At 71.0% G+C, this 26,406-nt stretch carries 25 protein-coding genes; 18 read left to right on the top strand and 7 right to left on the bottom strand.

Features of this window, described 5'->3' with window-relative positions; genetic code table 11:
* Positions 1-1,701, bottom strand: a 1,701-nt coding sequence (locus JGS39_RS09120) for a helix-hairpin-helix domain-containing protein (protein WP_219568251.1), incomplete at its 3' end; no start/stop codon positions are given.
* Between the two features lie 154 nt (positions 1,702-1,855).
* Positions 1,856-2,713 carry an SCO6745 family protein gene (locus JGS39_RS09115; RefSeq protein ID WP_219568250.1) on the bottom strand — a complete coding sequence of 286 codons (858 nt, stop codon included), beginning with the start codon at positions 2,711-2,713 and terminating at the stop codon, positions 1,856-1,858.
* 133 nt (positions 2,714-2,846) lie between these two features.
* Here JGS39_RS09115 and JGS39_RS09110 point away from each other — a divergent pair, with 133 nt between their 5' ends.
* Both JGS39_RS09110 and JGS39_RS09105 read left to right on the top strand, forming a co-directional pair.
* Positions 2,847-3,839, top strand: a complete 993-nt coding sequence (locus JGS39_RS09110; protein WP_219568249.1) for a GlxA family transcriptional regulator — start codon at positions 2,847-2,849, stop codon at positions 3,837-3,839.
* A gap of 21 nt (positions 3,840-3,860) precedes the next feature.
* Positions 3,861-4,499, top strand: a complete 639-nt coding sequence (locus JGS39_RS09105) for a DJ-1/PfpI family protein (protein WP_219568248.1) — start codon at positions 3,861-3,863, stop codon at positions 4,497-4,499.
* A gap of 48 nt (positions 4,500-4,547) precedes the next feature.
* Here the strand turns inward: JGS39_RS09105 and JGS39_RS09100 are convergent, their stop codons facing one another.
* Positions 4,548-5,300, bottom strand: coding sequence for an enoyl-CoA hydratase/isomerase family protein (locus JGS39_RS09100; protein ID WP_219568247.1), 753 nt, complete (start codon positions 5,298-5,300; stop codon positions 4,548-4,550).
* An 80-nt stretch (positions 5,301-5,380) separates the two neighbouring features.
* On the opposite strand from JGS39_RS09100, the gene JGS39_RS09095 reads away from it, so the two are divergent.
* On the top strand, positions 5,381-6,004 hold the full coding sequence (locus tag JGS39_RS09095) for an HdeD family acid-resistance protein (RefSeq protein WP_219568246.1): 624 nt from the start codon (positions 5,381-5,383) through the stop codon (positions 6,002-6,004).
* 133 nt (positions 6,005-6,137) lie between these two features.
* Positions 6,138-6,593 (top strand): ATP-binding protein, encoded by a 456-nt coding sequence (locus JGS39_RS09090; protein WP_219568245.1) that lies wholly within the window; start codon positions 6,138-6,140, stop codon positions 6,591-6,593.
* A 24-nt stretch (positions 6,594-6,617) separates the two neighbouring features.
* Here the strand turns inward: JGS39_RS09090 and idi are convergent, their stop codons facing one another.
* From idi to galE, 4 genes are all read right to left on the bottom strand, one after another.
* A complete protein-coding gene (gene idi, locus JGS39_RS09085; RefSeq protein ID WP_219568244.1) occupies positions 6,618-7,211 on the bottom strand; it encodes an isopentenyl-diphosphate Delta-isomerase in 594 nt (197 codons plus the stop codon).
* A 148-nt stretch (positions 7,212-7,359) separates the two neighbouring features.
* On the bottom strand, positions 7,360-7,956 hold the full coding sequence (locus tag JGS39_RS09080) for a GNAT family N-acetyltransferase (RefSeq protein ID WP_236063103.1): 597 nt from the start codon (positions 7,954-7,956) through the stop codon (positions 7,360-7,362).
* Positions 7,957-8,026: 70 nt separating this feature from the next.
* On the bottom strand, positions 8,027-8,968 hold the full coding sequence (locus JGS39_RS09075; protein WP_219568243.1) for a cation diffusion facilitator family transporter: 942 nt from the start codon (positions 8,966-8,968) through the stop codon (positions 8,027-8,029).
* A 312-nt stretch (positions 8,969-9,280) separates the two neighbouring features.
* A complete protein-coding gene (galE, locus tag JGS39_RS09070) occupies positions 9,281-10,264 on the bottom strand; it encodes a UDP-glucose 4-epimerase GalE (protein WP_219568242.1) in 984 nt (327 codons plus the stop codon).
* 328 nt (positions 10,265-10,592) lie between these two features.
* Here galE and JGS39_RS09065 point away from each other — a divergent pair, with 328 nt between their 5' ends.
* The 14 genes from JGS39_RS09065 to hpnH all read left to right on the top strand — a co-directional run bounded on the left by JGS39_RS09065 (position 10,593) and on the right by hpnH (position 26,325).
* Positions 10,593-12,368 carry a DUF5941 domain-containing protein gene (locus JGS39_RS09065; RefSeq protein ID WP_371930478.1) on the top strand — a complete coding sequence of 592 codons (1,776 nt, stop codon included), beginning with the start codon at positions 10,593-10,595 and terminating at the stop codon, positions 12,366-12,368.
* A complete protein-coding gene (locus tag JGS39_RS09060; protein ID WP_219568241.1) occupies positions 12,365-13,102 on the top strand; it encodes a phosphocholine cytidylyltransferase family protein in 738 nt (245 codons plus the stop codon). Before JGS39_RS09065 ends, JGS39_RS09060 begins: the two co-directional genes overlap by 4 nt.
* Positions 13,090-14,151, top strand: a complete 1,062-nt coding sequence (locus JGS39_RS09055) for an iron-containing alcohol dehydrogenase family protein (protein ID WP_219568240.1) — start codon at positions 13,090-13,092, stop codon at positions 14,149-14,151. The genes JGS39_RS09060 and JGS39_RS09055 overlap by 13 nt, the downstream gene beginning before the upstream one ends.
* Complete coding sequence (locus tag JGS39_RS09050; protein WP_148016970.1) at positions 14,129-14,908, top strand: CDP-alcohol phosphatidyltransferase family protein; 780 nt, start codon at positions 14,129-14,131, stop codon at positions 14,906-14,908. Before JGS39_RS09055 ends, JGS39_RS09050 begins: the two co-directional genes overlap by 23 nt.
* Before the next feature lie 8 nt (positions 14,909-14,916).
* On the top strand, positions 14,917-15,789 hold the full coding sequence (locus tag JGS39_RS09045) for a glycosyltransferase family 2 protein (RefSeq protein WP_219568239.1): 873 nt from the start codon (positions 14,917-14,919) through the stop codon (positions 15,787-15,789).
* A 108-nt stretch (positions 15,790-15,897) separates the two neighbouring features.
* The gene (locus tag JGS39_RS09040) at positions 15,898-16,827 is read left to right on the top strand and encodes an ABC transporter permease (RefSeq protein WP_219568238.1); all 930 of its coding nucleotides are present in this window, start codon (positions 15,898-15,900) and stop codon (positions 16,825-16,827) included.
* Positions 16,820-17,605, top strand: a complete 786-nt coding sequence (locus JGS39_RS09035) for an ABC transporter ATP-binding protein (protein WP_219568237.1) — start codon at positions 16,820-16,822, stop codon at positions 17,603-17,605. The genes JGS39_RS09040 and JGS39_RS09035 overlap by 8 nt, the downstream gene beginning before the upstream one ends.
* A 446-nt stretch (positions 17,606-18,051) precedes the next feature.
* A complete protein-coding gene (hpnC, locus tag JGS39_RS09030; protein WP_219568236.1) occupies positions 18,052-18,972 on the top strand; it encodes a squalene synthase HpnC in 921 nt (306 codons plus the stop codon).
* 29 nt (positions 18,973-19,001) lie between these two features.
* Positions 19,002-19,922 carry a presqualene diphosphate synthase HpnD gene (gene hpnD, locus JGS39_RS09025; protein ID WP_219568235.1) on the top strand — a complete coding sequence of 307 codons (921 nt, stop codon included), beginning with the start codon at positions 19,002-19,004 and terminating at the stop codon, positions 19,920-19,922.
* 119 nt (positions 19,923-20,041) lie between these two features.
* Positions 20,042-21,430 carry a hydroxysqualene dehydroxylase HpnE gene (hpnE, locus tag JGS39_RS09020; RefSeq protein ID WP_219568234.1) on the top strand — a complete coding sequence of 463 codons (1,389 nt, stop codon included), beginning with the start codon at positions 20,042-20,044 and terminating at the stop codon, positions 21,428-21,430.
* Entirely contained in the window at positions 21,427-22,530 is a 1,104-nt protein-coding gene (locus JGS39_RS09015) for a polyprenyl synthetase family protein (protein ID WP_219568233.1), read from the top strand. Before hpnE ends, JGS39_RS09015 begins: the two co-directional genes overlap by 4 nt.
* 107 nt (positions 22,531-22,637) lie before the next feature.
* Positions 22,638-24,641, top strand: coding sequence for a squalene--hopene cyclase (gene shc, locus JGS39_RS09010; RefSeq protein ID WP_219568232.1), 2,004 nt, complete (start codon positions 22,638-22,640; stop codon positions 24,639-24,641).
* Positions 24,641-25,300 (top strand): phosphorylase family protein, encoded by a 660-nt coding sequence (locus tag JGS39_RS09005; RefSeq protein WP_219568231.1) that lies wholly within the window; start codon positions 24,641-24,643, stop codon positions 25,298-25,300. The genes shc and JGS39_RS09005 overlap by 1 nt, the downstream gene beginning before the upstream one ends.
* Before the next feature lie 5 nt (positions 25,301-25,305).
* Complete coding sequence (gene hpnH, locus JGS39_RS09000) at positions 25,306-26,325, top strand: adenosyl-hopene transferase HpnH (RefSeq protein WP_219568230.1); 1,020 nt, start codon at positions 25,306-25,308, stop codon at positions 26,323-26,325.
* Positions 26,326-26,406: the final 81 nt, after the last annotated feature.

Genomic DNA, 26,406 nt, shown 5'->3' with positions numbered 1-26,406 from the left:
CACGCTGGACGCGTCCAGCGGGTCGTCACCCCGGATCCGCAGGAAGCCCGCGCACTGCTCGTACGCCTTCGGGCCCAGCCTGGCCACGTCCTTGAGGCCCTTGCGGGAGCGGAACGGGCCGTTGGCGTCGCGGTGCGCCACGATGTTCTCCGCAAGCCCCGAACCGATTCCGGAGACCCGTGAAAGCAGCGGTGCCGACGCGGTGTTGACGTCGACCCCGACCCCGTTCACACAGTCCTCGACGACGGCGTCCAGCGAGCGCGACAGCTTCACCTCGGACAGGTCGTGCTGGTACTGCCCGACCCCGATGGACTTCGGGTCGATCTTCACCAGCTCGGCGAGGGGGTCCTGGAGACGGCGCGCGATCGAGACCGCGCCGCGCAACGACACGTCCATGTCCGGGAGTTCCTGCGAGGCGAACGCCGAGGCCGAGTAGACGGAGGCGCCCGCCTCCGACACCATCACCTTGGTCAGCTTCAACTCCGGGTGCTTGTCACACAGTTCACCGGCGAGCTTGTCCGTCTCGCGGGACGCCGTGCCGTTGCCGATCGCGATCAGATCGACATCGTGCGCCTTCGCCAGCTGCTCCAGCTTGGCGAGCGACTGGTCCCACTTGTTGGCCGGTACGTGCGGGTAGATGACATCGGTCGCGACGACCTTGCCGGTCGCGTCGACGACGGCGACCTTCACCCCGGTACGGAAGCCGGGGTCGAGCCCCAGCGTGGAGCGCGTGCCGGCCGGCGCGGCCAGCAGCAGGTCGCGCAGGTTGGACGCGAAGACGCGCACCGCCTCGTCCTCCGCCGCGGTGCGCAGCCGCAGCCGCAGATCGATCCCGAGGTGGACGAGGATCCGGGTCCGCCACGCCCAGCGCACCGTGTCACCGAGCCACTTGTCGCCGGGGCGCCCGCGGTCGTTCACCCCGAAGCGCCGGGCCACCATGTTCTCGTAACCGGACGGGCCGGGTGTCTCGGACGGCTCCTCCGGCTCCAGGACCAGGTCGAGGACGTCCTCCTTCTCGCCCCGGAGCATCGCCAGCACCCGGTGCGAGGGCAGCGCGGTGAACGGCTCCGCGAAGTCGAAGTAGTCCGCGAACTTGGCGCCCGCCTCCTCCTTGCCGTCCCGCACCTTGGCCATCAGCCGCCCGCGCGACCACATGCGCTCCCGCAGGTCGCCGATCAGGTCGGCGTCCTCCGAGAAGCGCTCGGTGAGGATGGCCCGGGCCCCCTCCAGGGCCGCCGCGGCGTCCGCGACCCCCTTGTCCGCGTCGACGAAGGCCGCGGCCGCGGCGAGCGGGTCCGTCGACGGGTCGTCGAGCAGGCCCGAGGCGAGCGGTTCGAGACCGGCCTCACGGGCGATCTGGGCCTTGGTCCGCCGCTTCGGCTTGAACGGCAGATAGATGTCCTCCAGCCGCGCCTTCGTGTCGGCGGCCCGGATCTGCGCCTCCAGCGCCTCGTCGAGCTTGCCCTGCTCCCGTACGGATTCGAGGATCGCCGCCCGGCGCTCCTCCAGCTCCCGCAGATACCGCAACCGCTCCTCGAGCGTGCGCAGCTGCGCATCGTCGAGCATCTCGGTCGCTTCCTTGCGGTAGCGCGCGATGAACGGCACGGTCGATCCGCCGTCGAGCAGCTCGACGGCCGCCTTCACCTGTCGCTCGCGTACGCCGAGCTCCTCGGCGATCCTGCCTTCGATGGACGTCGTCACGGTTCTACCGACTCGCCTTCTCCTGCTGGCTGTGCTGGTCGGGCCCGGGCCGCCCGTTCGGGCGGAAACCGGAGCCACTCGCCTGCATTGTGCCGGGTGGCCGCGTGCCGTGTCGCCCGACCACCCCAGTTACCGGCCGCCGTTTTCCGGCAGGTCAGCCGGTCGCGTCCGTCGGAAACGCACCGGCCGCCAGTGCGATGCCGAGGAATCCGCGCCCCAGCTCCGTCAGCCGGGCCACGCCCGCGCCGCCGAGATGCTCGTACGGTGCCAGGTCCATCCGGTCCGTGGTCTCCTCCAGGCCGGTCCGCAGCGCGGTGCCCTCTTCCGTCAATTCACCCTCGGCGGTGAGCAGTCCACGCCCGCGCAGCCGCGCGGACGCGTCCTCCCAGTCGGTGCGCCGCCAGCCGCGGCTGGCCAGGATCCAGCGCGGCGCCATGCCCTTGCCGGTGGCCGTGTGGCTGACCAGGGCCTCCATCGGGTCGAGCGAGGCCGCGAGGAGCGCGGCGAGATGCGCGTCGCCGCGGTGCTCACGCAGGAGTGTCGCGGCGTGCCAGTACGCCAGGTGCGGCTGCTCCGGCACCGGGAGGTCGGCGTGCGCCGCGTAGAGCGGCCGGGCGTGTCGCGTGCAGCCCTCGGTGGCGCGCAGGGCCAGCCGGGCCGCCTCGGCCATCTCGGGGGAGGCGATGACCTCCTCGCCCAGCAGCCGGCGCAGCGTCGAGTCGGCGGCACGCAGCCGCGCTGTCAGGACCGCCTCGGGCGACGCGATGTCCCAGACGGCGGGCACGTGCCTGGCCACGAGCTCGTGGTTGAAGTTGTAGAAGGTGGCGGTGACCGTGCCCGGACCGACCGCGCCCATGGCGGCCGCACGCGAGGCGAAGTAGGCGGCGGACGGATCATCGATCCCGATCCCGCCGAGCTCCTTGCCGAGGTCGGGGGAGAAGTAGAGCGCGGAGTGCAGCGGGTTGAGGGCGTTGTGGCAGCGGCGTCCGGCACGGGGCGGAAGAGTACTCATACCCGCACGTTACCGACTGGTCGGTACGTGTCGGAACCCCAGGGCCCGGTGAATCACGCCGCATCCCGGAATGGCAGGAAAGGTGGGCAACCCGTCATTGCGGCCTTCCATCCGGCTGCCCAGGATGGCTGACATGAAGCAGCGATCCGTCCTCGTCGTCCTCTTCGACGGCATCCAGAGCCTCGATGTCACCGGGCCCCTGGAGGTCTTCGCCGGTGCCTCGGGGTTCCCGGAGGTCACGTACGAGCTGCGCACCGCCTCCCTGGACGGCGCGCCGGTGCGTTCGTCCAGCGGTCTCGTGCTGGTCCCCGACGGCAGCCTCGCCGACGCCGCGACACCCCACACCCTCCTCGTCCCGGGCGGTGAGGGCACCCGCGACCCCGCCCCCGGCCTCATCGACTGGCTGCGCCTGCACGGCCCGCGCCCCGAACGGCTCGTCTCCGTCTGCAGCGGCGCCCTGCTCCTCGCCGCGGCCGGACAGCTGGACGGGCACCGGGTGACCACCCACTGGAACGTCTGCGACCACCTGGCGCGCACCTATCCGGCGGTCGAGGTCGACCCCGAGCCGATCTTCGTACGCGACGGCCGGCTCGCCACCTCCGCCGGGGTCACCGCGGGCATCGACCTCGCACTCGCGCTCGTCGAGGAGGACCACGGCCGGGAGGTGGCCCTCACGGTGGCGCGTCACCTGGTGGTCTTTCTGCGCAGACCCGGGAACCAGTCCCAGTTCAGTGCCCAGCTCACCGCTCAGACGGCCCGTCGCGAACCGCTGCGCGAGGTCCAGCACTGGATCACCGAACACCCCGGCGAGGACCTCTCCGTCGAATCCCTCGCCGCCCGCGCCCGGCTCTCGCCGCGCCACTTCGCCCGCGCTTTCCAGGCGGAGACCGGCATGACCCCCGGCCGGTACGTCGACCGGGTGCGCCTCGAACAGGCCCGCCGGCTCCTGGAGGACACCACCGACGGAGTCACCGGGATCGCGAGCACCTGCGGCTACGGAACCCCGGAGGCCATGCGCCGGGCGTTCCTCAAGGCGCTGGGCACGGGCCCCGCCGAATACCGGCGGCGGTTCAGCCCCCGCCCGGCGGGCGACCCCGCCACCACCACGAAGCAGTTCGCCCACTGACCGGAAGGCAGGCACCCGCCCATGCAGATCGCCATCGTCCTCTTCGACCGCTTCACGGCGCTGGACGCCGTGGGACCGTACGAGATGCTGAGCCGGGCGCCCGGCGCCGAGACCGTGTTCGTCGCAGAGTCGGCCGGCGCGGTGCGCAACGACAGCGGCGGCAGCCTGGCGCTGGTCGCCGACCGGACACTGGACGACGTCCCGGCACCGGACCTGGTGATCGTCCCCGGCGGCCCCGGGCAGAGCGCCCAGATGGACAACGAGACCCTCCTCGGCTGGCTGCGCCGGGTCGACGCGACCAGCACCTGGACGACCTCCGTCTGCACCGGATCGCTGCTGCTCGCGGCCGCGGGACTGCTGACGGGGCGGCGCGCCACCTCGCACTGGCTCGCGCTGGACACACTGAAGACGTACGGCGCGGAGCCGACCGGTGAACGCGTGGTCACCGATGGCAAGTACGTCACCGCCGCGGGCGTCTCGGCCGGCATCGACATGGGCCTCACCCTCCTCGGCCGGATCGCCGGTGACGAGCACGCCCAGGCCGTGCAACTGCTGGCGGAGTACGACCCGCAGCCGCCCTACGACGCGGGATCACCCGAGAAGGCCCCGGCCGCCATGGTCGAGCAGTGGCGAGCCAGGAGCCGCTTCATCCTCGAATAGCTCGAACAGACCGAATAGCCGGCACAGGCCGAGTGGCAGGTCCTGCGCTCAGGCCGGCCAGGTGAAACGGGGCGAGCGGCGCTCCAGAAACGCGGCGACGCCTTCCGCGGTGTCGCCGCTGCGGCGCGCCTGGTCCGCCCAGTGCGCGTCCCGGTCCTCGCGCCCCGCGGCGAACTCCTTGGCCGCCGCCTGGGTCAGCTGCGAACGGGACACCAGCGTCCGTACGTACGCCCCGACCCGCTTGTCCAGCTCTCCCGCGGGCAGCACCTCGTCCACCAGACCGGTCCGCAGCGCCCGGTCCGTCCCGATCAGCTCACCGGAGAACAGCAGGTGCTTGGCGGTCGCCGGCCCGGTGAGCGCGACCAGCCGCCGCGTCGACGAGGCGGGGTAGACGATGCCCAGCTTCGCCGGGGTGACGCCGAACGAGGCCCCTTCCTGCGCGAACCGCAGATCGCAGGCGGCCGCCAGCTGGCTGCCCCCGCCCACGCAGTAGCCGCGCACCGCGGCGATCGTCGGCCGGGGGAAGGCGGCCAGCGCCTCCTCCGCCTCCACGGCAAGCCCCTGCGGGGCGCCCGAGGGGTCGCGGAGCGAGGAGATGTCCGCGCCGGCACAGAAGGTGTCCCCGGCGCCGGTCAGCACCAGGGCGCGCACCGACTGGTCGGCGGCGAGCCCTTCGAGCAGCAGCGGCAGCGCCTGCCACATCGCGGCCGTCATCGCGTTGCGCTTGGCGGGGTTGCTGATGACGACGGTGGCGACGCCGTCCGTGACGGTGTGCTCCAGCCTGGGTTCCGTACGGTCCATACGCCGGATGCTATCCATGGCGTTCGAACCTATGATCAAGAAGGGGTCGCGAAGCAGGTACGCACCCTGAGGAGTGTCTGGTGGCCGATCCCGTCAAAGAGGGCAGGAAGCTCCACCGCAGTTTCAGCGGTCTGGCCCTGCTCGGCATCCTGCTCGTCGTCGCCGGCCTGGTCGGCCTCGTCTACACGGGCGTCGCGACGCTCACCTCGATGATCCTCTTCGGCTGGCTGCTGCTCATCGGCGGCCTGGTCGGGCTGCTCCACGCGATCCAGTCGCGCGGCACCAGCTACTTCTGGCTGGGCGTGGTGGTCGCGGCGCTGAACATCGCCGCCGGAGTCGTCGTCATCCGCCACCCCCACGGCACCGCCGAGGCGCTGACCATGTTCGCCGCGCTGCTGTTCCTCACGGGTGGGGTGTTCCGCCTCGTCGGCAGCGTCGTGGTGCGCGGGCCCCAGTTCGGCTGGACGCTGCTGCAGGGCGCGTTCGGACTGCTGCTCGGGCTGCTGGTCCTCTTCGACTGGCCGCACAGCAGCCTCTACGTGCTCGGCTGCTTCTTCTCGCTCGCGCTGCTCTTCGACGGGCTGGGGCTCATCGCGATCGGTGTCGGCGGCCGGCGGATCGTGTCCATGGTCTCGGATCAGATGGCGCCCGGCACCGACGCGGACAGCCTCTCGGAGGAAGAGCAGAAGCGGTCCGAAAGCTGACGAAGTCTCGCTGATCCGGTCAAGTTCCGTCGATTGGAGTCGACTTCTGTTCAGTGCTACGGACCGGGCCGACTACGCCCCGCACCCTGTACTCGACGTGCAGTCACCACCGAGTGGAGAGCGGGTACGGACAATGGAGAGCCGCGGGAGTGTCCCCGCCCGGCCCGTGTCGTACGAAGGGGTCTGGCGGTTCACCGCCCCGGCAACGGACGTCTCCGTACCCCAGGCCCGGCACGCCGTACGCGATCTGCTGGAGCGCCAGGGCGTCCCCGTGGACGACGACATCGCCCAGGGTCTGCTGCTCATCGTCTCCGAACTGGCGACCAACGCCGTGAAGCACGCCGCACTGCTCTCGCCCGAGCTCGCGGTCGAGGTCGCCGTGGGCGCCGAGTGGATCAGGGTGTCCGTCGAGGACAACCACCCCTACCGGCCGACGGCCCTGGAGACGGACTACGCGCAGACCGGCGGGCGCGGGCTCCTGCTCGTCCGTGAGATCACCCGGGAAGCGGGCGGCACCTGCGACGTGGAGCACACCGCAGGCGGCGGAAAGGTCATCTGGGCGGCCCTGCCGCTCAGCACACGGCTGTGACCCCTCCGCGCCGGCGGGTCGCGCCTACCAGCCCGCAGACGGTCCGGTCAGCTCCCGGATCGCGGGACGGGCGGCGTCCAGCACCGTCATGAACCAGGCGGAGAAGGGCGCCCGGGCATGCCGCTCGGTCAGCTCCCCGGCCGTCACGAAGGCCGTCTCGCCCACCTCCTCGGGATCCGGCCGCAACTGCTCCTGGGCCATGCCCACGAAGAGGTGGTTGAACTCCTGCTCGACCAGACCCGACGCGGGATCCGGGTGGTTGTAGCGCACCGTGCCCGCCTCGGCCAGCAGCGAGGGCGAGACACCCAGCTCCTCGTACGTCCGCCGGGCGGCGGCGGCGAAGGGCGCCTCACCCGGATAGGGGTGGCCGCAGCAGGTGTTGGACCAGACACCGGGGGAGTGGTACTTGCCGAGTGCGCGGCGCTGGAGCAACAGCCGGCCCTGCTCGTCGAAGAGGAACACGGAGAACGCCCGGTGCAGTTGACCCGGTGCCTGGTGGGCGGCGAGCTTCTCCGCCGTGCCGATGGTGGTGCCGTTCTCGTCGACCAGTTCGAGCATGATCGCTTCTGCTGCGCCGTTCGACGAGTTGTTCGCCGCGGTGGCTGGTGTGGTCGGCATACCCATCCTTCGCTATGGACTCGGCCCCGAGCGCCGGTCCCGTCGAGTCTGCTCAAGTCTGCCGTACAAAAGCGGCTTGTCCGCACTTCGGGTGCTGGCATGTCCGGCCCCGCCGCACCACCCGGGCGCGCCGGGTCCGGACGGCGCGTCAGACCCCGAACGCCGCCGGATACTCGATCGTGCCCCGCGCGACGGCCGCGGAACCATCGAGGACCAGGGCCATCATCGCCTCGTCGGGCACCTCGAATCCCGGCCGGATTCCGTACCGCGAAGCGGGCACGAAACCGAACTTCGGGTAGTACTCGGGATGGCCGAGCACCAGGACCAGTGACTCCCCGCGCAAGCGTGCGGCATCGAGCAGGGCCCGTACGACGGCCTGCCCCGCGCCACGGCGCTGATACGCGGGGGCGGTTGCCACCGGAGCCAGTGCGAGTGCGGGTTCGCCTGCGACCAGGCAGCGGGTCAGCAGGGCGCAGGCGGCGAGGGATCCGTCGGGCGCCTCGGCGACGTACGCGAGCCCGGGCAGCCAGGCCGACGGGTCCTCGCGCAGGGCGTCGACCAGGTCGGCTTCGGCCTCCGTCGGGAACGCGGCGGCGTTGACCGCGTGCACGGCGGCGATGTCGGCAGCGGTTTCGGGACGGGTGGCCCAGCGGATTCCGGCGGGCGGGTGCCCCGGATCGCGATCATGCGGGGAGGAAAGGGAAGGAAGAGGCGAGTCGTCCAGAGAATGGTCGTCGTCGGTCAACGTGGGCAGCCCTTGAGTGATTCGTACATCGCTGCGAAAACCCTACACCGCGGGTTCGCCCGGCCCCGCGTCAGTGGCAGAGCCTCGCCTCGTGCTCGGCGTGGCCGCTCGGCTCCAGCTGGAAGGTGCAGTGCTCGACGTCGAAGTGGTCGCCGAGACAGCCCTGCAGTTCATGGAGGAGCTTCTCGTGCCCGATCGAGTCGAGGAACTCCTGATGCACCACCACATGGGCGGAGAGGACCGGCATTCCCGAGGTGATCGTCCAGGCATGCAGGTCATGGACGTCCAGCACCCCGGGCAGGGCTGTGATGTGGTCCCGCACCTCACTCATGTCGACCCCCGGCGGCGCCGACTCCAGGAGGACGTTCAGCGTCTCGCGGAGCAGCTTCACCGTGCGGGGGACGATCATGAGCCCGATGACCAGGGACGCGGCCGGGTCCGCGGCCTGCCAGCCCGTCGCCAGGATGATGCCCGCCGAGACCAGCACGGTCACCGAGCCCAGGGCGTCCGCCAGCACCTCCAGATAGGCGCCGCGCACGTTGAGGCTGTCCTTCTGCCCGCGCATCAGCAGGGACAGCGACACCATGTTCGCGACCAGGCCGACCAGGGCGAAGGCGATCGTCAGACCGCCCCGGGTCTCGGCCGGGGTGATGAAACGCTCCACCGCCTCGAAGAGCAGATAGCCGCCCACCCCGAGCAGCAGGACACAGTTGGCCAGCGCGGCGAGGATCTCCGCACGGGCGTAGCCGAAGGTCCGGTTCGGCCCGGCCGGCTTGTTCGCGAAGTGGATCGCCAGCAGGGCCATGCCCAGCCCGAGGGCGTCGGTCGCCATGTGGGCGGCGTCCGCGATCAGCGCGAGGGAGCCCGACAGCACACCTCCGACGACCTCCATGACCGCCACGGCGAGCGTGATGCCCAGCGCGATCCTCAGTCGCCCCCTGTACGCGGCGGCCGCCGTGCCGGTGGGCGCGGGCCCTCCGTGCGCATGTCCGTGATCGTGCCCTGCCCCCATGGGGACGCCTCCCGGTCGTCTGCGGACCCGGACGCGAACGGTCCGGGCCCGGGTTGTGCTCTGAAAGTCCCGCCTGCCCTGCGGGCGGACGGCGCTGCCTTCCAAGCACGCCCCGGTGCCCCTCCCGGCGAGCTCTGCCCCGTCGCGTCGTCCAGCACGCACGCGCCTGACGGGGCAGACATCGCCGTTCGGCACTGCCAGTGAACTACGGGTGGGGGGTATTGGGCAACACGGCACTGAACACCGTTGTCAACTGCTCTGACCTGCGGAAATGCTTGCAGGTCAGAGCGGCGGACCGGCCCGCTGGACCGCCTACCCGGCCACCGGGCCGGGGTGGTGCAGCAGCCAGCCCTGCCAGGCCGACTCGACCATCTCGCGCACCCCGCGCCCGGCCGTCCAGCCCAGCTCCCCGGACATCCGCTCGCACGAGGCGACCGCCTTCGCGGCGTCCCCGGCGCGGCGCGGCTCGATCTCCGGCTTCAGCTCGTGGCCGGTGACCTCCGCCACCAGATCGGCGAGCTCGCGCACCGAGACGCCCTCTCCGCGGCCGATGTTCACGGTCAGGTCCCCGGGTCCGTCCTGCGCGGCCAGCTGCCGGGCCACGGCCAGATGCGCGTCGGCCAGATCGGCCACGTGGATGTAGTCGCGGATGCAGGTGCCGTCCGGTGTGGCGTAGTCGTCCCCGAAGATCCGAGGCGCCTCACCGCGGGTCAGCCGGTCGAAGAACATCGGAATCACGTTGAAGACGCCCGTGTCCGACAGTTGCGGCTCGGCGGCGCCCGCCACGTTGAAGTAGCGCAGGCAGCCGGTGGACATCCCGTGGGCCTGCCCGGCCGCCCGCACCAGCCACTCGCCGGCGAGTTTGGTCTCGCCGTAGGGACTGATCGGGACGCAGGGGGCCGCCTCGGTGATCATCTCCGCCTCCGGTACGCCGTAGACCGCGGCCGACGACGAGAACAGGAAGCGCCGCACCCCGGCGGCCGCGACGGCCTCCAGGAGGATGTTCAGCCCGGTGACGTTCTCCCGGTAGTAGAGAAGCGGCTTCTCGACGGATTCGCCGACCTGCTTCTTCGCTGCGAGATGCACCACACCGGTCACCCCGTGCTCCGCGAGCACCCGGTCCAGCAGCGCACGGTCGGCCGCCGAGCCCCGGACCAGCGGCACGTCGTCCGCCAGCCGGTCCGGATTGCCCGTCGAGAGGTCGTCGAGCACGACCACCCTCTCTCCGGCTCCCCTCATCGCCCGCACCACGTGGGCCCCGATGTATCCGGCTCCGCCGGTGATCAGCCATGTCATGGCGGCCAGGTTAGAGGGTCGGGCGACGGGGGCACGGCGTCGCATGCCCGCCCCCTGTGACGCGGGACCCGTGTTTTGTCAGGCGGGGCGGCCATCGACGATGATGATCGCGGACGGGGCCGGATGATGCCGGTCCCCCCGGAACGGAGCACAAACGGGCAGTGAACTCCCGCTTCCGTTCATCCGATAGCCTCTGCCGACATGCCGCCGGCCATATCAAGGGCCGCACTGTCGCGCGCCGACCCGTGTCAGCACCAAGGAGTGAGTTCGTCTGTCGACCGCCATTCTCACAGGTGCTCCGGTACCCGGATCCTCGCTCCATGACGATCTGAGGTCACTGGGCTTCGACGTACAGACCGCCGCCGACGTCACCGAGGCGGCCCGGTTGCTGTCGGCGGTGCCGGCCGAGAGCCGCGTCGCCCTCGTCGACCCCCGCTTCGTCGGTCATGTTCACGCCCTACGGCTCGGACTGACCGACCCCCGCTTCCCCGCCGCCACCGTTCCCGGAGCGCTCACCGCGCAGCCCGAGGCGCGTCCCGCCCTGGTCCGGGCCCTGCGCACCACCACCGAGGCGGTCGGCGCAGGCGTCCCCCCAGGCCCGCCCGGCAACACCGTCACGGTCACCGACCGCACCGTGCCCGGCCGGCTCGCCGCCACCATGGACGCCGAAGGCACCGCGGTCCAGCGCCCGGAGCTCGGCTCGCTCGTCGCCACCGTGCCGGCGGACGGGGCCGCACGCGTCACCGCACAGTCCGCCGTCGCCGCCGTCGACGACGAGGCGGTCCGGCTGCGCGGCGCGGTGAAGGCCCGCGACGGCTTCTTCACCACGTACTGCATCAGCCCGTACTCGCGCTACATCGCCCGCTGGTGCGCGCGCCGCGGCTTCACCCCGAACCAGGTCACCACCGCGTCCCTGCTGACCGCGCTGGTCGCGGCCGGCTGCGCCGCCACCGGCACCCGCGGCGGATACGTCGCCGCCGGGCTCCTCCTCCTCTTCTCCTTCGTGCTGGACTGCACCGACGGGCAGCTCGCCCGCTACTCGCTGCAGTACTCGACGATGGGCGCCTGGCTCGACGCCACCTTCGACCGGGCCAAGGAGTACGCCTACTACGCGGGTCTCGCCCTCGGCGCGGCACGCGGCGGTGACGACGTCTGGGCGCTGGCGCTCGGCGCGATGGTGCTCCAGTCCTGCCGCCACGTGATCGACTTCTCGTTCAACGAGGCGAACCACGACGCGGTCGCGAACTCCAGCCCCACGGCCGCCCTCTCCGACAAGCTCGACAGCGTCGGCTGGACGGTCTGGGTGCGCCGCATGATCGTGCTCCCGATCGGTGAGCGCTGGGCGATGATCGCCGTACTGACCGCGCTGACCACCCCGCGGATCGTCTTCTACGCGCTCCTCGTCGGCTGCACCTTCGCGGCCTGCTACACCACCGCCGGCCGGCTGCTGCGGTCCCTGACCCGCAAGGCCCGCCGCACCGACCGCGCCGCCCAGGCGCTCGCCGACCTCGCCGACTCCGGTCCGGTCGCCGAACTCGTGGCGGCCCGCGGCCCCCGGATCCCCGGCGCCTGGAGCGCCCCCGTGGTGGCGGTCGTCGGTACCGGCGCGCTGATCGCCGCCGCACTGCAGCAGCCCTTCGGCAGCCGGCAGATGATCGCCGCCGCCGTCTTCTACGCGATCTGCTCCGGCATAGCCGTCGCCCGCCCGCTCAAGGGCGCACTCGACTGGCTCGTACCCCCCGTCTTCCGGGCGGCGGAGTACTGCACGATCCTCATCCTGGCCGCGCGCAGCGACATCGACGGAGCGCTTCCCGCGGCCTTCGGCCTGGTTTCGGCGGTCGCCTACCATCACTACGACACGGTGTACCGCATCCGAGGCGGCACCGGCGCCCCGCCGAAGTGGCTGGTGCGCGCGATCGGCGGTCACGAGGGCCGGACCCTGGTGGTGGCCGTACTCGCCGCCGTACTCACGGGGGCCTCCGACTTCACCGTGGCCCTCACCGCCCTCGCGGTCGCCGTGGCACTGGTCGTGCTCGTGGAATCCATCCGTTTCTGGGTGTCCTCCGGGGCGCCCGCCGTTCACGACGAAGGAGAACCCGCATGATCGGCCTCGTACTGGCAGCCGGCGCAGGACGGCGCCTGCGCCCCTACACCGACACCCTCCCCAAGGCCCTCGTGCCCGTGGACGGCGACAAGACGGTCCTCGACCTCACGCTGGCCAACTTCGCCGAGATCGGGCTCACCGAGGTCGCGATCGTCGTCGGCTACCGCAAGGAAGCCGTGTACGACCGCAAGGAGGAGCTGGAGGCGAAGTACGGCCTGAAGCTCACCCTCGTCGACAACGACAAGGCCGAGGAGTGGAACAACGCCTACTCGCTGTGGTGCGCCCGCGAGGTCCTCAAGCGCGGAGTGATCCTCGCCAACGGCGACACCGTGCACCCCGTCTCCGTCGAGCGGACCCTGCTGGACGCGCGCGGCAAGGGCCAGAAGATCATCCTCGCCCTCGACACGGTGAAGAACCTCGCCGACGAGGAGATGAAGGTCATCACCGACGGTGACAAGGGCGTGCAGCGGATCACGAAGCTGATGGACCCGGCCACCGCCACCGGCGAGTACATCGGCGTCACCCTCATCGAGGCCGAGGCCGCCGAGGAGCTCGCCGACGCGCTCAAGGCCACCTTCGAGCGGGACCCGGACCTCTACTACGAGGACGGCTACCAGGAGCTCGTCAACCGCGGCTTCACCGTCGACGTGGCCCCGATCGGCGAGGTCACCTGGGTCGAGATCGACAACCACGACGACCTCGCGAAGGGCAGGGAGATCGCGTGCCGGTACTGACCCGACTCATTCCCTCCCCGGTCTTCGTCGACATCAGCCGGGGCGCCATGGACGACCTCGCCGGTCTCCTCGTCGACCAGCGGATCTCCGCATCCGGCAAGCTCGCGATCGCCATCAGCGGCGGCTCCGGGCAGGCCCTGCGCGAGACGCTCGCCCCGGCCCTGCCGGGCGCCGACTGGTACTGCGTCGCCGGCGGCAACATCGACGCCGCCGTGAAGCTGGCCGACGACATCAAGGGCAAGCGCTACGACGCCGTGGTCGGCCTCGGCGGCGGCAAGATCATCGACGTGGCGAAGTACGCCGCGGCCCGGGTCGGCCTGCCGCTCGTCTCGGTCGCCACGAACCTCGCGCACGACGGTCTCTGCTCACCCGTCGCCACCCTGGACAACGACAACGGCCGCGGCTCCTACGGCGTCCCGATGCCGATCGCCATGGTCATCGACCTCTCGGTGATCCGCCAGGCCCCGGACCGCTTCGTGCGTTCGGGCGTCGGCGACGCGATCTCCAACATCTCCGCGATCGCCGACTGGGAGCTCTCGCACCAGGTCAACAACGAGCAGATCGACGGACTGGCCGCCGCCATGGCCCGTACCGCCGGCGAAGCCGTCCTGCGGCACCCCGGCACCGTCGCCGACGACGAGTTCCTCACGGTCCTTGCCGAGTCGCTGGTGCTCTCCGGCATCGCCATCTCGATCAGCGGTGACACCCGCCCGTCGTCCGGCGCCTGCCACGAGATCAGCCACGCCTTCGACCTGCTCTTTCCCAAGCGGGCAGCCAGCCACGGTGAGCAGGTCGGCCTCGGCGCCGCCTTCGCCATGCACCTGCGCGGCGCCCGCGAGGAGTCCGGCTTCTTCGCCGAGGTCCTGCGCCGGCACGGGCTGCCGGTCGTGCCCGAGGAGATCGGCTTCACCGTCGACGAGTTCGTCCAGGCCGTCGACTACGCCCCGCAGACCCGTCCGGGACGTTTCACGGTCCTGGAGCACCTCAACCTGTCCACCGACCAGATCAGGGACGCGTACGCCGACTATGCCAAGACCATCAGTAGCTGAACTCCGTCCTGTCGTTCACCCCCCGGGCGTCAAGGACCGGCGCAGCGGCGAACACTGGGCGGGCCGGATATACATGCGCGAGGTCTCGCTGCGTGTGGACCGGTACCTGGTGAACACCAAGGTGACGCCCAACCAGCTGACCTACCTGATGACCGTCGCCGGTGTGCTCGCCGCTCCGGCCCTGCTCGTTCCGGGTATCCCCGGTGCGCTGCTCGGCGTCCTCATGGTCCAGCTCTACCTGCTGCTGGACTGTGTCGACGGCGAGCTCGCCCGCTGGAAGAAGCAGTTCTCCCTGGGCGGGGTCTACCTGGACCGGGTCGGCGCCTATCTCTGTGACGCCGCCGTGCTGGTCGGCTTCGGCCTGCGCGCCGCGGACCTGTGGGGCACCGGGCGGATCGACTGGCTGTGGGCCTTCCTGGGCACGCTCGCCGCGCTGGGCGCCATCCTGATCAAGGCCGAGACCGACCTGGTCGGGGTCGCACGCCACCAGGGCGGGCTGCCGCCGGTCAAGGAGTCCGCCTCCGAGCCGCGCTCCTCCGGCATGGCGTTCGCCCGCCGGGCCGCCGGTGCGCTCAAGTTCCACCGGCTGATCCTGTGCGTCGAGGCGTCGCTGGTCATTCTGGTCGCGGCCGTCCTGGACGCGGTCCGCGACGACCTCTTCTTCAGCCGCCTCGCGGTCGCGGTGCTGGCCGGTATCGCCCTGCTCCAGACCCTCCTCCACCTCGTGTCGGTCCTGGCATCGAGCAGGCTGAAGTGAGCTCCCCCATGAAACTCGGCGCGGTCATCATCACGATGGGCAACCGCCCGGCCGAGCTGCGTGCCCTGCTCGACTCGGTCGCCAAGCAGGACGGCGACCGGATCGAGGTGGTCGTCGTCGGCAACGGTTCCGCCGTCCCGGAGGTCCCCGCAGGCGTGCGGACCGTCGAGCTGCCCGAGAACCTGGGCATCCCCGGCGGCCGCAACGTGGGCATCGAGGCCTTCGGCCCGTCCGGTGCCGACGTCGACGCCCTGCTCTTCCTCGACGACGACGGGCACCTGCCGCTCACCGACACCGCCGAGCTGTGCCGGCAGGCGTTCGAGGCCGACCCGAAGCTCGGCATCATCAGCTTCCGGATCGCCGACCCCGACACCGGTGAGACCCAGCGCCGCCATGTACCGCGGCTGCGCGCCGCCGACCCGATGCGCTCGTCACGGGTGACGACCTTCCTCGGCGGCGCCAACGCCGTACGCACCCGGGTCATCGCCGAGGTCGGCCCGCTGCCGGGCGACTTCTTCTACGCGCACGAGGAGACCGATCTCGCCTGGCGGGCGCTGGACGCCGGCTGGCTGATCGACTACCGCGCGGACATGGTCCTCAACCACCCCACGACCGCTCCGTCCCGCCATGCCGTCTACCACCGCATGGTCGCCCGGAACCGGGTCTGGCTGGCGCGGCGCAACCTTCCCGCGCCCCTGGTTCCCGTGTATCTCGGGGTGTGGCTGCTGCTGACCCTGCTCCGCAAGCCCTCGGGCCCCGCGCTGAAGGCCTGGTTCGGAGGCTTCCGGGAAGGGTGGTCGACACCCTGCGGACCGCGACGCCCGATGAAGTGGCGTACGGTATGGCGGCTGACCAGACTCGGCCGGCCTCCGGTGATCTGAGAGGGTTCGCCTCTGGGAGCATGAGGCGTAAATTTTCTTGTCGGGACCTGTCCGCCCTGAGCCGCGCCCGCGACTGGCCGCGCGTTTTGAATACGAGAGTTTCATCTGGTGAGTGACACAACCCATGACGGTGCTGTTGCGTTGAGCACCCCGCCCTCGGTCGATGACGGCCTGAGCCCAGCCGGTCTGGCCACGAAGTACGGCCTGACGGTCAGCGGCGCCCGGCCCGGGCTCTTCGAGTACGTGCGCCAGCTCCGCGGGCGACGCCACTTCATCATGGCGTTCTCCCGGGCCAAGCTGACCGCCCAGTACAGCCAGGCCAAGCTGGGTCAGTTGTGGCAGGTGGCCACCCCGCTCCTGAACGCCGCGGTCTACTTCGTCATCTTCGGCCTGATCCTCGGCACGAAGAAGGGGATGGAACCCGAGGTCTTCATCCCCTTCCTGGTGACAGGGGTCTTCGTCTTCACCTTCACCCAGAGCTCGGTGATGGCCGGGGTCCGAGCGATCTCCGGCAACCTCGGCCTGGTGCGGGCGCTGCACTTCCCGCGCGCCTCGCTGCCCATCTCGTTCTCGCTCCAGCAGCTCCAGCAGCTGCTGTACTCGATGATCGTGCTGGTCGCGGTGACCGTCGGATTCGGCAGTTACCCGCGGCTGTCCTGGCTGCTGGTGATTCCCGCGCTGGTCCTGCAGTTCTTCTTCAACACCGGGCTGGCGCTGATCATGGCGAGGCTCGGGGCCAAGACGCCCGACCTGGCCCAGCTCATGCCGTTCGTCATGCGGACGTGGATGTACGCCTCCGGCGTGATGTTCTCCATCCCGGTGATGCTCGCCGACAAGCCGGCCTGGATCGCCGATGTGCTGCAGTACAACCCGGCGGCCATCTACATGGACCTGATCCGTTTCGCGATGATCGACGGCTACGGCTCCGAGAACCTGCCGGCGCATGTCTGGGTCGTGGGTCTCGCCTGGGCGCTCCTGGTGGGCGCGGCGGGCTTTGTGTACTTCTGGAAGGCAGAGGAGCGGTACGGCCGTGGCTGAGGACAACACCGCGGGGCGCATCCCCACCGTGATCGCCGACGACGTGCACATCGTGTACCGCGTCAACGGCGGCGGCGGTGGCAAGGGCGGCGCCACCGCGGCACTGAGCCGGATACTGCGCCGCGGCAAGGGCGAGGAGCGGGGTGTCCGCAAGGTGCACGCCGTGCGCGGCGTCTCCTTCACCTCCTACCGCGGCGAGGCCATCGGGCTCATCGGTACGAACGGCTCCGGCAAGTCCACCCTGCTGCGGGCCATCGCCGGACTGCTGCCGACCGAGAGCGGCAAGGTGTACACGGACGGACAGCCCTCGCTGCTCGGCGTGAACGCGGCGCTGATGAGCGATCTGACGGGCGAGCGCAACGTGGTGCTCGGCGGGCTCGCCATGGGAATGAGCCGCGAGGAGATCCGCGAGCGATACCAGAGCATCGTGGACTTCTCCGGCATCAACGAGAAGGGCGACTTCATCACCCTGCCGATGCGGACGTACTCCTCCGGCATGGCGGCCAGGCTGCGCTTCTCCATCGCGGCCGCCAAGAACCACGACGTCCTCATGATCGACGAGGCGCTGGCGACCGGTGACCGCAAGTTCCAGATCCGCTCCGAGGAGCGCATCCGGGAGCTCCGCAAGGAGGCCGGCACCGTCTTCCTCGTCAGCCACAGCAACAAGTCGATCAGGGACACCTGCGACCGGGTGCTGTGGCTGGAAAGGGGCGAACTGCTGATGGACGGTCCGACCGACGAGGTCCTGAAGGCGTACGAGCGCGAGACGGGCAAGTAGGGCGTCACCGAAGTCGCGTACCGCAGCGGCCTTTGCCGGAGCCTTCCGGCAAAGGCCGCTGTGCTGCTCCCGGATCGTCGGCGGCGTCCGGGCCGTCCACGGCTCGTCGTACGGCGCCCGGCAAGATCTCCTCCCGCCGGATGACGTCAATTTCCTTGCACAAGGGGAAAGTTGACAAGGCCAAGCGCGCAGGTGTTGCGCGCCCCACACCCCGGCGTATGGATGAGCGTTGTACAACGTAAGCTGTACCGGTGCTGATTCGTGGCAAGTGGGGCGATACCGCCTGGGGGGACGGCTGGTCGTCGGCCCCCGCACTCGGGAGAGCGGGCGGCGTGTCCGGAATGGGATGTTTTGGGTCAGCAGTGTAGAACGGGAGATGTGACGGCTATGACGGAAGATCTCCAGCTCCGAGGTGCTCACGCCGTCCTCGCGCAGGGCGGTCCGCAGTGACCCGTACCCCGCAGGCGCGGCTTGATTCCGCCGTACCCGGAACCCTTGACAAGGCAGCCGACGAGAACTTCCCGGTGGCCCCCTTCTTCCTGCCGCGCGCCTGGCGCGACGACCTGATGGCCGTCTACGGCTTCGCCCGGCTCGTCGACGACATCGGTGACGGCGACCTCGCCCCCGGCGGCGCCGACGCCCGGCATCTCGGTCTCGACCGGGCCGGGGGCGAGGACCGGCTCGCGATGCTCGACGCGCTGGAGACGGACCTGCGCCGGATCTTCGCCGCCACCGGCGAGACGCCGCACCACCCCCTCCTGCAGGCACTGCGCCCCACCGTGCGGCGCCGCGCGCTCACTCCCGAACCCTTCCTCGGCCTCATCGAGGCCAACCGGCAGGACCAGAAGATCCGCCGCTACGGGACGTACGAGGAGCTCCTCGCCTACTGCGAGCTCTCCGCGAACCCCGTCGGCCGCCTCGTGCTCCAGCTGACCGGCACCGCCAGTCCCGAGCGCGTCCGCCGCTCCGACGCCGTCTGCACGGCGCTGCAGATCGTCGAGCACCTGCAGGACGTGACCGAGGACCTCGGCCGTGACCGGATCTATCTCCCGGCCGACGACATGGCCGGATTCCATGTCACCGAATCCGACCTGGCGGCGCCCTCCGGGAGCGCATCGGTGCGGGCGCTGATCGCGTACGAGGCCGAACGTGCCGGAGATCTGCTGAATGAAGGCACCCCTCTGGTGGGTAGCGTCCACGGCAGGCTCAAGCTGCTTCTCGCCGGATTCGTGGGAGGGGGGCGTGCCGCCCTCACCGCGATCGCGGCCGCCGGGTTCGACGTACTGCCCGGACCCCCCAAACCCACCAAGCCCAGCCTGCTGCGCGAGGTGGGAGTTGTTTTGCGAAGAGCGCGTAGAGAGGGGTGAGCCGGACCGTGGAGGGACAGACGACGTACATGTCGGCACCGGTACAGGCCGCATACAGTTACTGCGAGGCGGTCACCGGACAGCAGGCGCGTAACTTCGCGTACGGCATCAGGCTGCTGCCCGTCGAGAAGCGGCAGGCCATGTCGGCCCTGTACGCGTTCTCCCGGCGGGTCGACGACATCGGTGACGGCGAGCTGGAGCCGGAGACCAAGCGCGTCCGACTGGAGGGCACCCGCGCGGTGCTGGACCGGATCCGTGGCGGAGCGGTCGACGAGGACGACACCGACCCGGTGGCCGTCGCGCTCGCCGACGCCGCCCGCCGCTTCCCGCTGCCGCTCGAAGGGCTCGACGAGCTCATCGACGGCGTGCTCATGGACGTGCGCGGTGCGACCTACGAGACGTGGGACGACCTCAAGATCTACTGCCGGTGCGTCGCCGGCGCCATCGGCCGCCTCAGCCTGGGCGTCTTCGGCACGGAACCCGGCGCGCCGGGCACGGAGCGCGCCGCGGAGTACGCCGACACGCTCGGCCTCGCGCTCCAGCTGACGAACATCCTGCGTGACGTGCGCGAGGACGCGGGCAACGGGCGGACCTACCTGCCCGCCGACGACCTCGCCAAGTTCGGCTGTTCCGCCGGCTTCCACCGGGCCACTCCGCCGCCCGGCTCCGACTTCGCCGGGCTCGTCCACTTCGAGGTCCGGCGCGCCCGCGCCCTCTTCGCCGAGGGCTACCGCCTGCTGCCGATGCTCGACCGGCGCAGCGGCGCCTGTGTCGCGGCCATGGCCGGCATCTACCGGCGGCTCCTCGACCGGATCGAGCGCGACCCCGAGGCCGTGCTGCGAGGCCGGGTCTCGCTCCCGGGCCACGAGAAGGCGTACGTGGCCGTGCGCGGCCTGTCGGGCCTCGACGCACGCCACATCTCTCGCCGCACGATCAGGGGGCGTGTCTGAATGCCTCACGCGGACATCTCGCGCACCATGTGCATCATGGATGATCACTCCGTGCGGCGGGCAACCCTCTGCCGTGCGCATGCGTCCCTGACTGAACAGACCTGGCGAGAGGGGGACGCATGACGGACGACACCCTGCGTTCCTCGCGCGCGGTCGTGATCGGGGGCGGGCTCGCCGGTGTGACGGCGGCCCTGCGGCTGGCCGACGCCGGGCTTGACGTGACCCTGCTCGAAGGACGGCCCCGCCTCGGCGGCCTGGCCTTCTCCTTCCGGCGCGGCGAGCTGACGGTCGACAACGGCCAGCATGTCTATCTGCGCTGCTGCACGGCCTACCGCTGGTTCCTCGACCGGGTCGACGGGGCGGCGCTGGCGCCGCTGCAAAACCGTTTGGACGTGCCCGTTCTCGACGTGGGACGGCTTGCGGGCCCCCGCCTCGGGCGGCTGCGCCGCAACGGCCTCCCGGTCCCGCTCCACCTCGCCGCCGGACTCGCCGCCTATCCGCACCTCTCGCTCGCCGAGCGCGCGAGCGTCGGGCGGGCCGCGCTGGCCCTCGGCCGGCTCGACCCGGACGACCCCGCACTCGACGACATCGACTTCGGCAGCTGGCTCGCCCGGCACGGCCAGTCGCCCCGCACCGTCGAGGCACTCTGGGATCTCGTCGGCGTGGCCACGCTGAACGCCACCGCACCGAACTCCTCGCTCGCGCTCGCCGCGAAGGTTTTCAAGACCGGCCTCCTCTCCGAGCCCGGCGCAGCCGACATCGGCTGGGCCTCCGTGCCGCTCGGGGACGTCCACGACACCCTCAGCCGCAAGGCCCTGGACTCCGCCGGCGTCCGCACCGAACTGCGGACGAGGGCCGGCGCGCTCACCCGTACCGACGACGGACGCTGGGTGGTCGACACCGGCGCCGAACGGATCGAGGCGGACACCGTCGTGCTGGCCGTACCGCAGCGCGAGGCCCATGACCTGCTGCCCGAGGGCGCGATCGACGCACCGGAGCGGCTGCTGGAGATCGGCACCTCGCCGATCCTGAACGTGCACGTGGTCTACGACCGCAAGGTGCTCAGGCAGCCTTTCTTCGCCGCGCTCGGCTCGCCGGTGCAGTGGGTCTTCGACCGGACCGAGGCCTCCGGCCTCACCGGCCCGGGCCAGTACCTCGCGGTCTCCCAGTCCGCCGCCCACGAGGAGATCGAGCTGCCCGTCGCCGAGCTCCGCGCGCGCTACCTGCCCGAGCTGGAGCGGCTGCTGCCCGCCGCCCGCGGGGCCGGGATCAGGGACTTCTTCGTCACCCGGGAGCGGACGGCGACCTTCGCGCCCGCGCCCGGCGTCGGCCGGCTGCGACCGGGGACGCGCACCCGCGTCCCCGGTCTCTTCCTGGCCGGCGCATGGACCGCCACCGGCTGGCCCGCCACCATGGAGGGCGCCGTCCGTAGCGGTGCCGGCGCCGCGGATGCCGCACTCCTGGCGCTCGGCCGCCCCCACGAACATCCGCTGCAGGAGGCGGCATGAGCAGTACCACCGGAACAAGAGGAGAGTCAGTGACCCCGGCGAATCCGGCTTCCGACACCGTGGCGGAGACCACGGACGTCACCGCGCTTCTGGAGCGCGGACGGGCCCTTTCCGCGCCGGTGCTCCGGGCCGCCGTTGACCGGCTCGCACCGCCCATGGACACCGTGGCCGCGTATCACTTCGGCTGGATCGATGCCCAGGGCAGGCCCGCCGACGGCGACGGCGGCAAGGCCGTCCGCCCGGCGCTGGCCCTGCTGTCCGCGGAGGCGGCCGGCGCCGCCGCCGAGGCCGGCATCCCCGGCGCGGTGGCCGTCGAACTCGTGCACAACTTCTCGCTGCTGCACGACGACCTGATGGACGGCGACGAGCAGCGGCGCCACCGCGACACGGTGTGGAAGGTGCACGGCCCCGCCCAGGCGATCCTCGTCGGCGACGCCTTGTTCGCCCTGGCCAACGAGATCCTGCTGGAGCTCGGCACCGTCGAGGCGGGCCGCGCGGCCCGCCGGCTGACCTCGGCCACCCGCAAGCTCATCGACGGGCAGGCCCAGGACATCTCCTACGAGCACCGCGAGCGGGTCACCGTCGAGGAGTGCCTGGAGATGGAGGGCAACAAGACGGGCGCCCTGCTCGCCTGCGCCTGCTCCATCGGCGCGGTGCTCGGCGGCGCCGACGACCGCACCGCCGACGTCCTGGAGGCGTACGGCTACCACCTCGGCCTCGCCTTCCAGGCGGTCGACGACCTGCTCGGGATCTGGGGCGACCCGGAGTCCACCGGCAAGCAGACCTGGAGCGATCTGCGCCAGCGCAAGAAGTCCCTGCCGGTCGTCGCCGCGCTCGCCGCGGGTGGGCCGGCCTCGGAGCGTCTGGGTGAACTGCTCGCCGCCGACGCGAAGAGCAACGACTTCGACAGCTTCTCCGAAGAGGAGTTCGCCGCCCGTGCGGCGCTCATCGAGGAGGCGGGCGGCCGCGAGTGGACCGCCCAGGAGGCCCGTCGTCAGCATGCGGTCGCCATCGAGGCGCTGCATGGTGTGGACATGCCCGAAACCGTGCGGGCGCAGCTCACGGCGCTCGCGGACTTCGTCGTCGTACGAAAGAGATGATGACCATCTGCTCCATATGACTCGCAGTCGCCGGCCGGCGCCCGTCACGGGCGCCGGCCGACGGAGACCCCAGCACAGCAGAGGACCAACTGCACGAAGGGGAAGCCATGACAGCGACGACCGACGGAAGCTCCGGGGCTGTGGACCCCCGAGCAGCCTCGGCCAGTAATCCGACAACCGAATCAACCATCGCCGCGGACGACGTACTCGCCGCCGCGCGGCGGGCCGCGGAACGCTCGGTGGAGCACCTCCTCGGCAGGCAGGACGAGCAGGGCTGGTGGAAGGGCGACCTCGCCACCAACGTCACCATGGACGCCGAGGACCTCCTGCTCCGGCAGTTCCTCGGAATTCAGGATCCCGCCACGGTCCAGGCGGCCGGCCGCTTCATCCGCGGCGAACAGCTCGGCGACGGAACCTGGGCCACCTTCCACGGCGGCCCCGGGGACCTCTCCGCCACCATCGAGGCGTACGTCGCACTGCGGCTGGCGGGGGACCGCCCGGACGAACCGCACATGGCCCGCGCCGCGGGATGGGTCAGGGAGCAGGGCGGCATCGGGGCGAGCCGCGTGTTCACCCGCATCTGGCTGGCCCTCTTCGGCTGGTGGAAATGGGACGACCTGCCGGAGCTCCCGCCCGAGCTCATGTTCTTTCCCAAATGGGTCCCGCTCAACATCTACGACTTCGGCTGCTGGGCCCGCCAGACCATCGTGCCCCTCACCGTCGTCTCCGCGAAACGGCCGGTGAGGCCCGCGCCCTTCGCCCTGGACGAGCTGCACACCGACCCCGGCGAACCGAACCCGACCCGCCGCCCCGCCCCGGCCGCCAGCTGGGACGGCGTCTTCCAGCGCCTCGACAGGGCGCTGCACGTCTATCACCGGTTCGCCCCGCGCCGGCTGCGCCGGATCGCCATGAACGCGGCCGCCCGCTGGATCATCGAGCGCCAGGAGAACGACGGCTGCTGGGGCGGCATCCAGCCACCCGCCGTGTACTCCGTCATCGCCCTGCATCTGCTCGGATACGACCTCGACCACCCGGTGATGCGGGCCGGACTCGAATCCCTCGACCGGTTCGCGGTGTGGCGCGAGGACGGCGCCCGCATGATCGAGGCCTGCCAGTCCCCGGTCTGGGACACCTGCCTCGCGACCATCGCACTCGCCGACGCCGGGGTCGGCGCCGACCACCCCGCGCTGGTGAAGGCGGCGGACTGGATGCTCGGCGAGGAGATCACCCGGCCCGGCGACTGGTCGGTACGCAGGCCCCAACTGGCCCCGGGCGGTTGGGCGTTCGAGTTCCACAACGACAACTACCCAGATATCGACGACACCGCGGAGGTGGTCCTCGCGCTGCGCCGGGTCCGCCACCCGGACCGGGCGCGGATCGAGGCCGCCATCGAGCGCGGCGTCCGCTGGAACGTCGGGATGCAGTCCCGCAACGGCGCCTGGGGTGCCTTCGACGCCGACAACACCAGCGCGTTCCCCAACCGGCTGCCGTTCTGCGACTTCGGCGAGGTCATCGACCCGCCGTCCGCCGACGTCACCGGGCACGTGGTGGAGATGCTCGCCATCGAGGGCCACTCCGCCCACCCCGCGACCCGGCGGGGCATCGAGTGGCTCCTCGCCGAACAGGACGCGGCCGGCGGCTGGTTCGGCCGCTGGGGCGTCAACTACGTCTACGGGACCGGGTCGGTGGTGCCGGCCCTGGTCGCCGCCGGACTGTCCGCCTCGCACCCCTCGATCCGGCGCGCGGTCGGCTGGCTGGAATCCGTCCAGAACGACGACGGCGGATGGGGCGAGGACCTGCGCTCCTACAGCGAGGACAAGTGGATCGGCCACGGAGCCTCGACGGCGTCCCAGACCGCCTGGGCGCTGCTGGCGCTCCTGGCGGCCGACCGGCGCGACACCGTGGCCGTCTCACGGGGCGTCGCCTGGCTGACCGACACCCAGCAGGCCGACGGCTCCTGGGACGAGCCGTACTTCACCGGGACCGGGTTCCCCTGGGACTTCTCCATCAACTACCACCTCTACCGGCAGGTCTTCCCCCTGACCGCACTCGGACGGTACGTGCACGGCGACCCGTTCGCCGGCCGCACGGCGGTCCGCGAGGGGGCCTGATGGGCGATGCCCCGGGGCCGGCCGGCCCCACCGCCCCGCTGCTCATCGCCTGTGCGCTGGGCATCGAGCATCTGGCCCTGCGCACCGGCAGGGCCAGGGCGGGCACCGCCCCGGGCCCCGTGACCGTACTGCGTACGGGCATGGGGCCGAAGGCGGCCGAAACGGCCGTGGCGAAGGCGCTCGGCGAGGGCCGGGCAGCCGGCGCCGCCGTCATCGCCTCGGGGTTCTGCGCCGGGCTCGCACCCGGTATGCACCCCGGGGACCTGGTGGTGGCCGACGAGACCCGGACAGCCGGGACGTCGGACGCCTGCACCGGCACTGAACTCCTCGCCGACGCACTCGCCAGGGCCGTACCCGGACGCACCGTCCACACCGGTCCGCTGACCGGCTCCGACCATGTCGTACGCGGGCATGAGCGGGCCGGTCTGCGGGCCACCGGAGCGATCGCGGTGGACATGGAGTCCGCCGCGACCCTGCGCATCGCCCTGCGGTCCGGACCACGCCCGGTTGCGGCCGTACGGGTGGTCGTGGACGCTCCGGAGCATGAGCTCGTCCGCATCGGCACGGTCCGCGGTGGAATATCGGCTTTCCGCGTTCTCCGTGCCGTCCTGCCGGCTTTCTATGAATGGCACCGATCTTTGCTGCTCCCCAGGAGGTGAGCTAGATGGCCATGCCGCTCCGTCAGTCCATCAAGGTTGCGACGTACCTCATTGAACAGAAGCTCCGAAAGCGGGAGAAGTTTCCGCTGATTGTCGAGCTGGAGCCGTTGTTCGCCTGCAACCTCGCCTGCGAGGGCTGCGGGAAGATCCAGCACCCGGCCGGAGTCCTCAAGCAGCGCATGCCGGTGGCCCAGGCCGTCGGCGCCGTGCTCGAATCGGGCGCCCCGATGGTTTCCATCGCCGGCGGCGAGCCGCTGATGCATCCGCAGATCGACGAGATCGTCCGACAGCTGGTGGCGAAGAAGAAGTACGTCTTCCTCTGCACCAACGCGATGCTGATGCGCAAGAAGCTCGAGAAGTTCACGCCCTCGCCCTACTTCGCGTTCGCCGTCCACATCGACGGCCTGCGCGAGCGCCACGACGAATCGGTCGCCAAGGAAGGGGTGTTCGACGAGGCGGTCGCGGCGATGAAGGAGGCCAAGCAGCGCGGCTTCCGCGTCACGACCAACTCCACGTTCTTCAACACCGACACACCCCAGACCATCATCGAGGTCCTCAACTTCCTCAACGACGACCTGAAGGTCGACGAGATGATGATCTCGCCCGCCTACGCCTACGAGAAGGCACCCGACCAGGAGCACTTCCTGGGCGTCGAACAGACCCGCGAGCTGTTCAAGAAGTCCTTCGCGGGCGGCAACCGGGCCAGGTGGCGCCTGAACCACTCGCCGCTCTTCCTGGACTTCCTGGAAGGCAAGGCGGACTTCCCGTGCACGGCCTGGGCCATTCCGAACTACTCCCTGTTCGGCTGGCAGCGGCCCTGCTACCTCATGAGCGACGGGTACGTACCGACGTACCGGGAGCTCATCGAGGAGACGGACTGGGACAAGTACGGCCGCGGCAAGGACCCGCGCTGCGCCAACTGCATGGCGCACTGCGGCTACGAGCCCACCGCCGTCCTCGCCACCATGGGGTCGCTGAAGGAGTCCCTGCGCGCGGCGCGGGAGACCATCGGCGGGAACCGGTGACGTGATGACCGCGGGAGAGCCGGTCGTACCGGCTCTCCCCGTTCCGCCGGCCCGGCAGCTCTCGGGACACCGCCCCGTGCG

The organism is Streptomyces poriferorum, from assembly GCF_019399235.1.
GTDB lineage: Bacteria > Actinomycetota > Actinomycetes > Streptomycetales > Streptomycetaceae > Streptomyces > Streptomyces poriferorum.
This window is presented reverse-complemented; position numbering and strand designations above follow the sequence as displayed.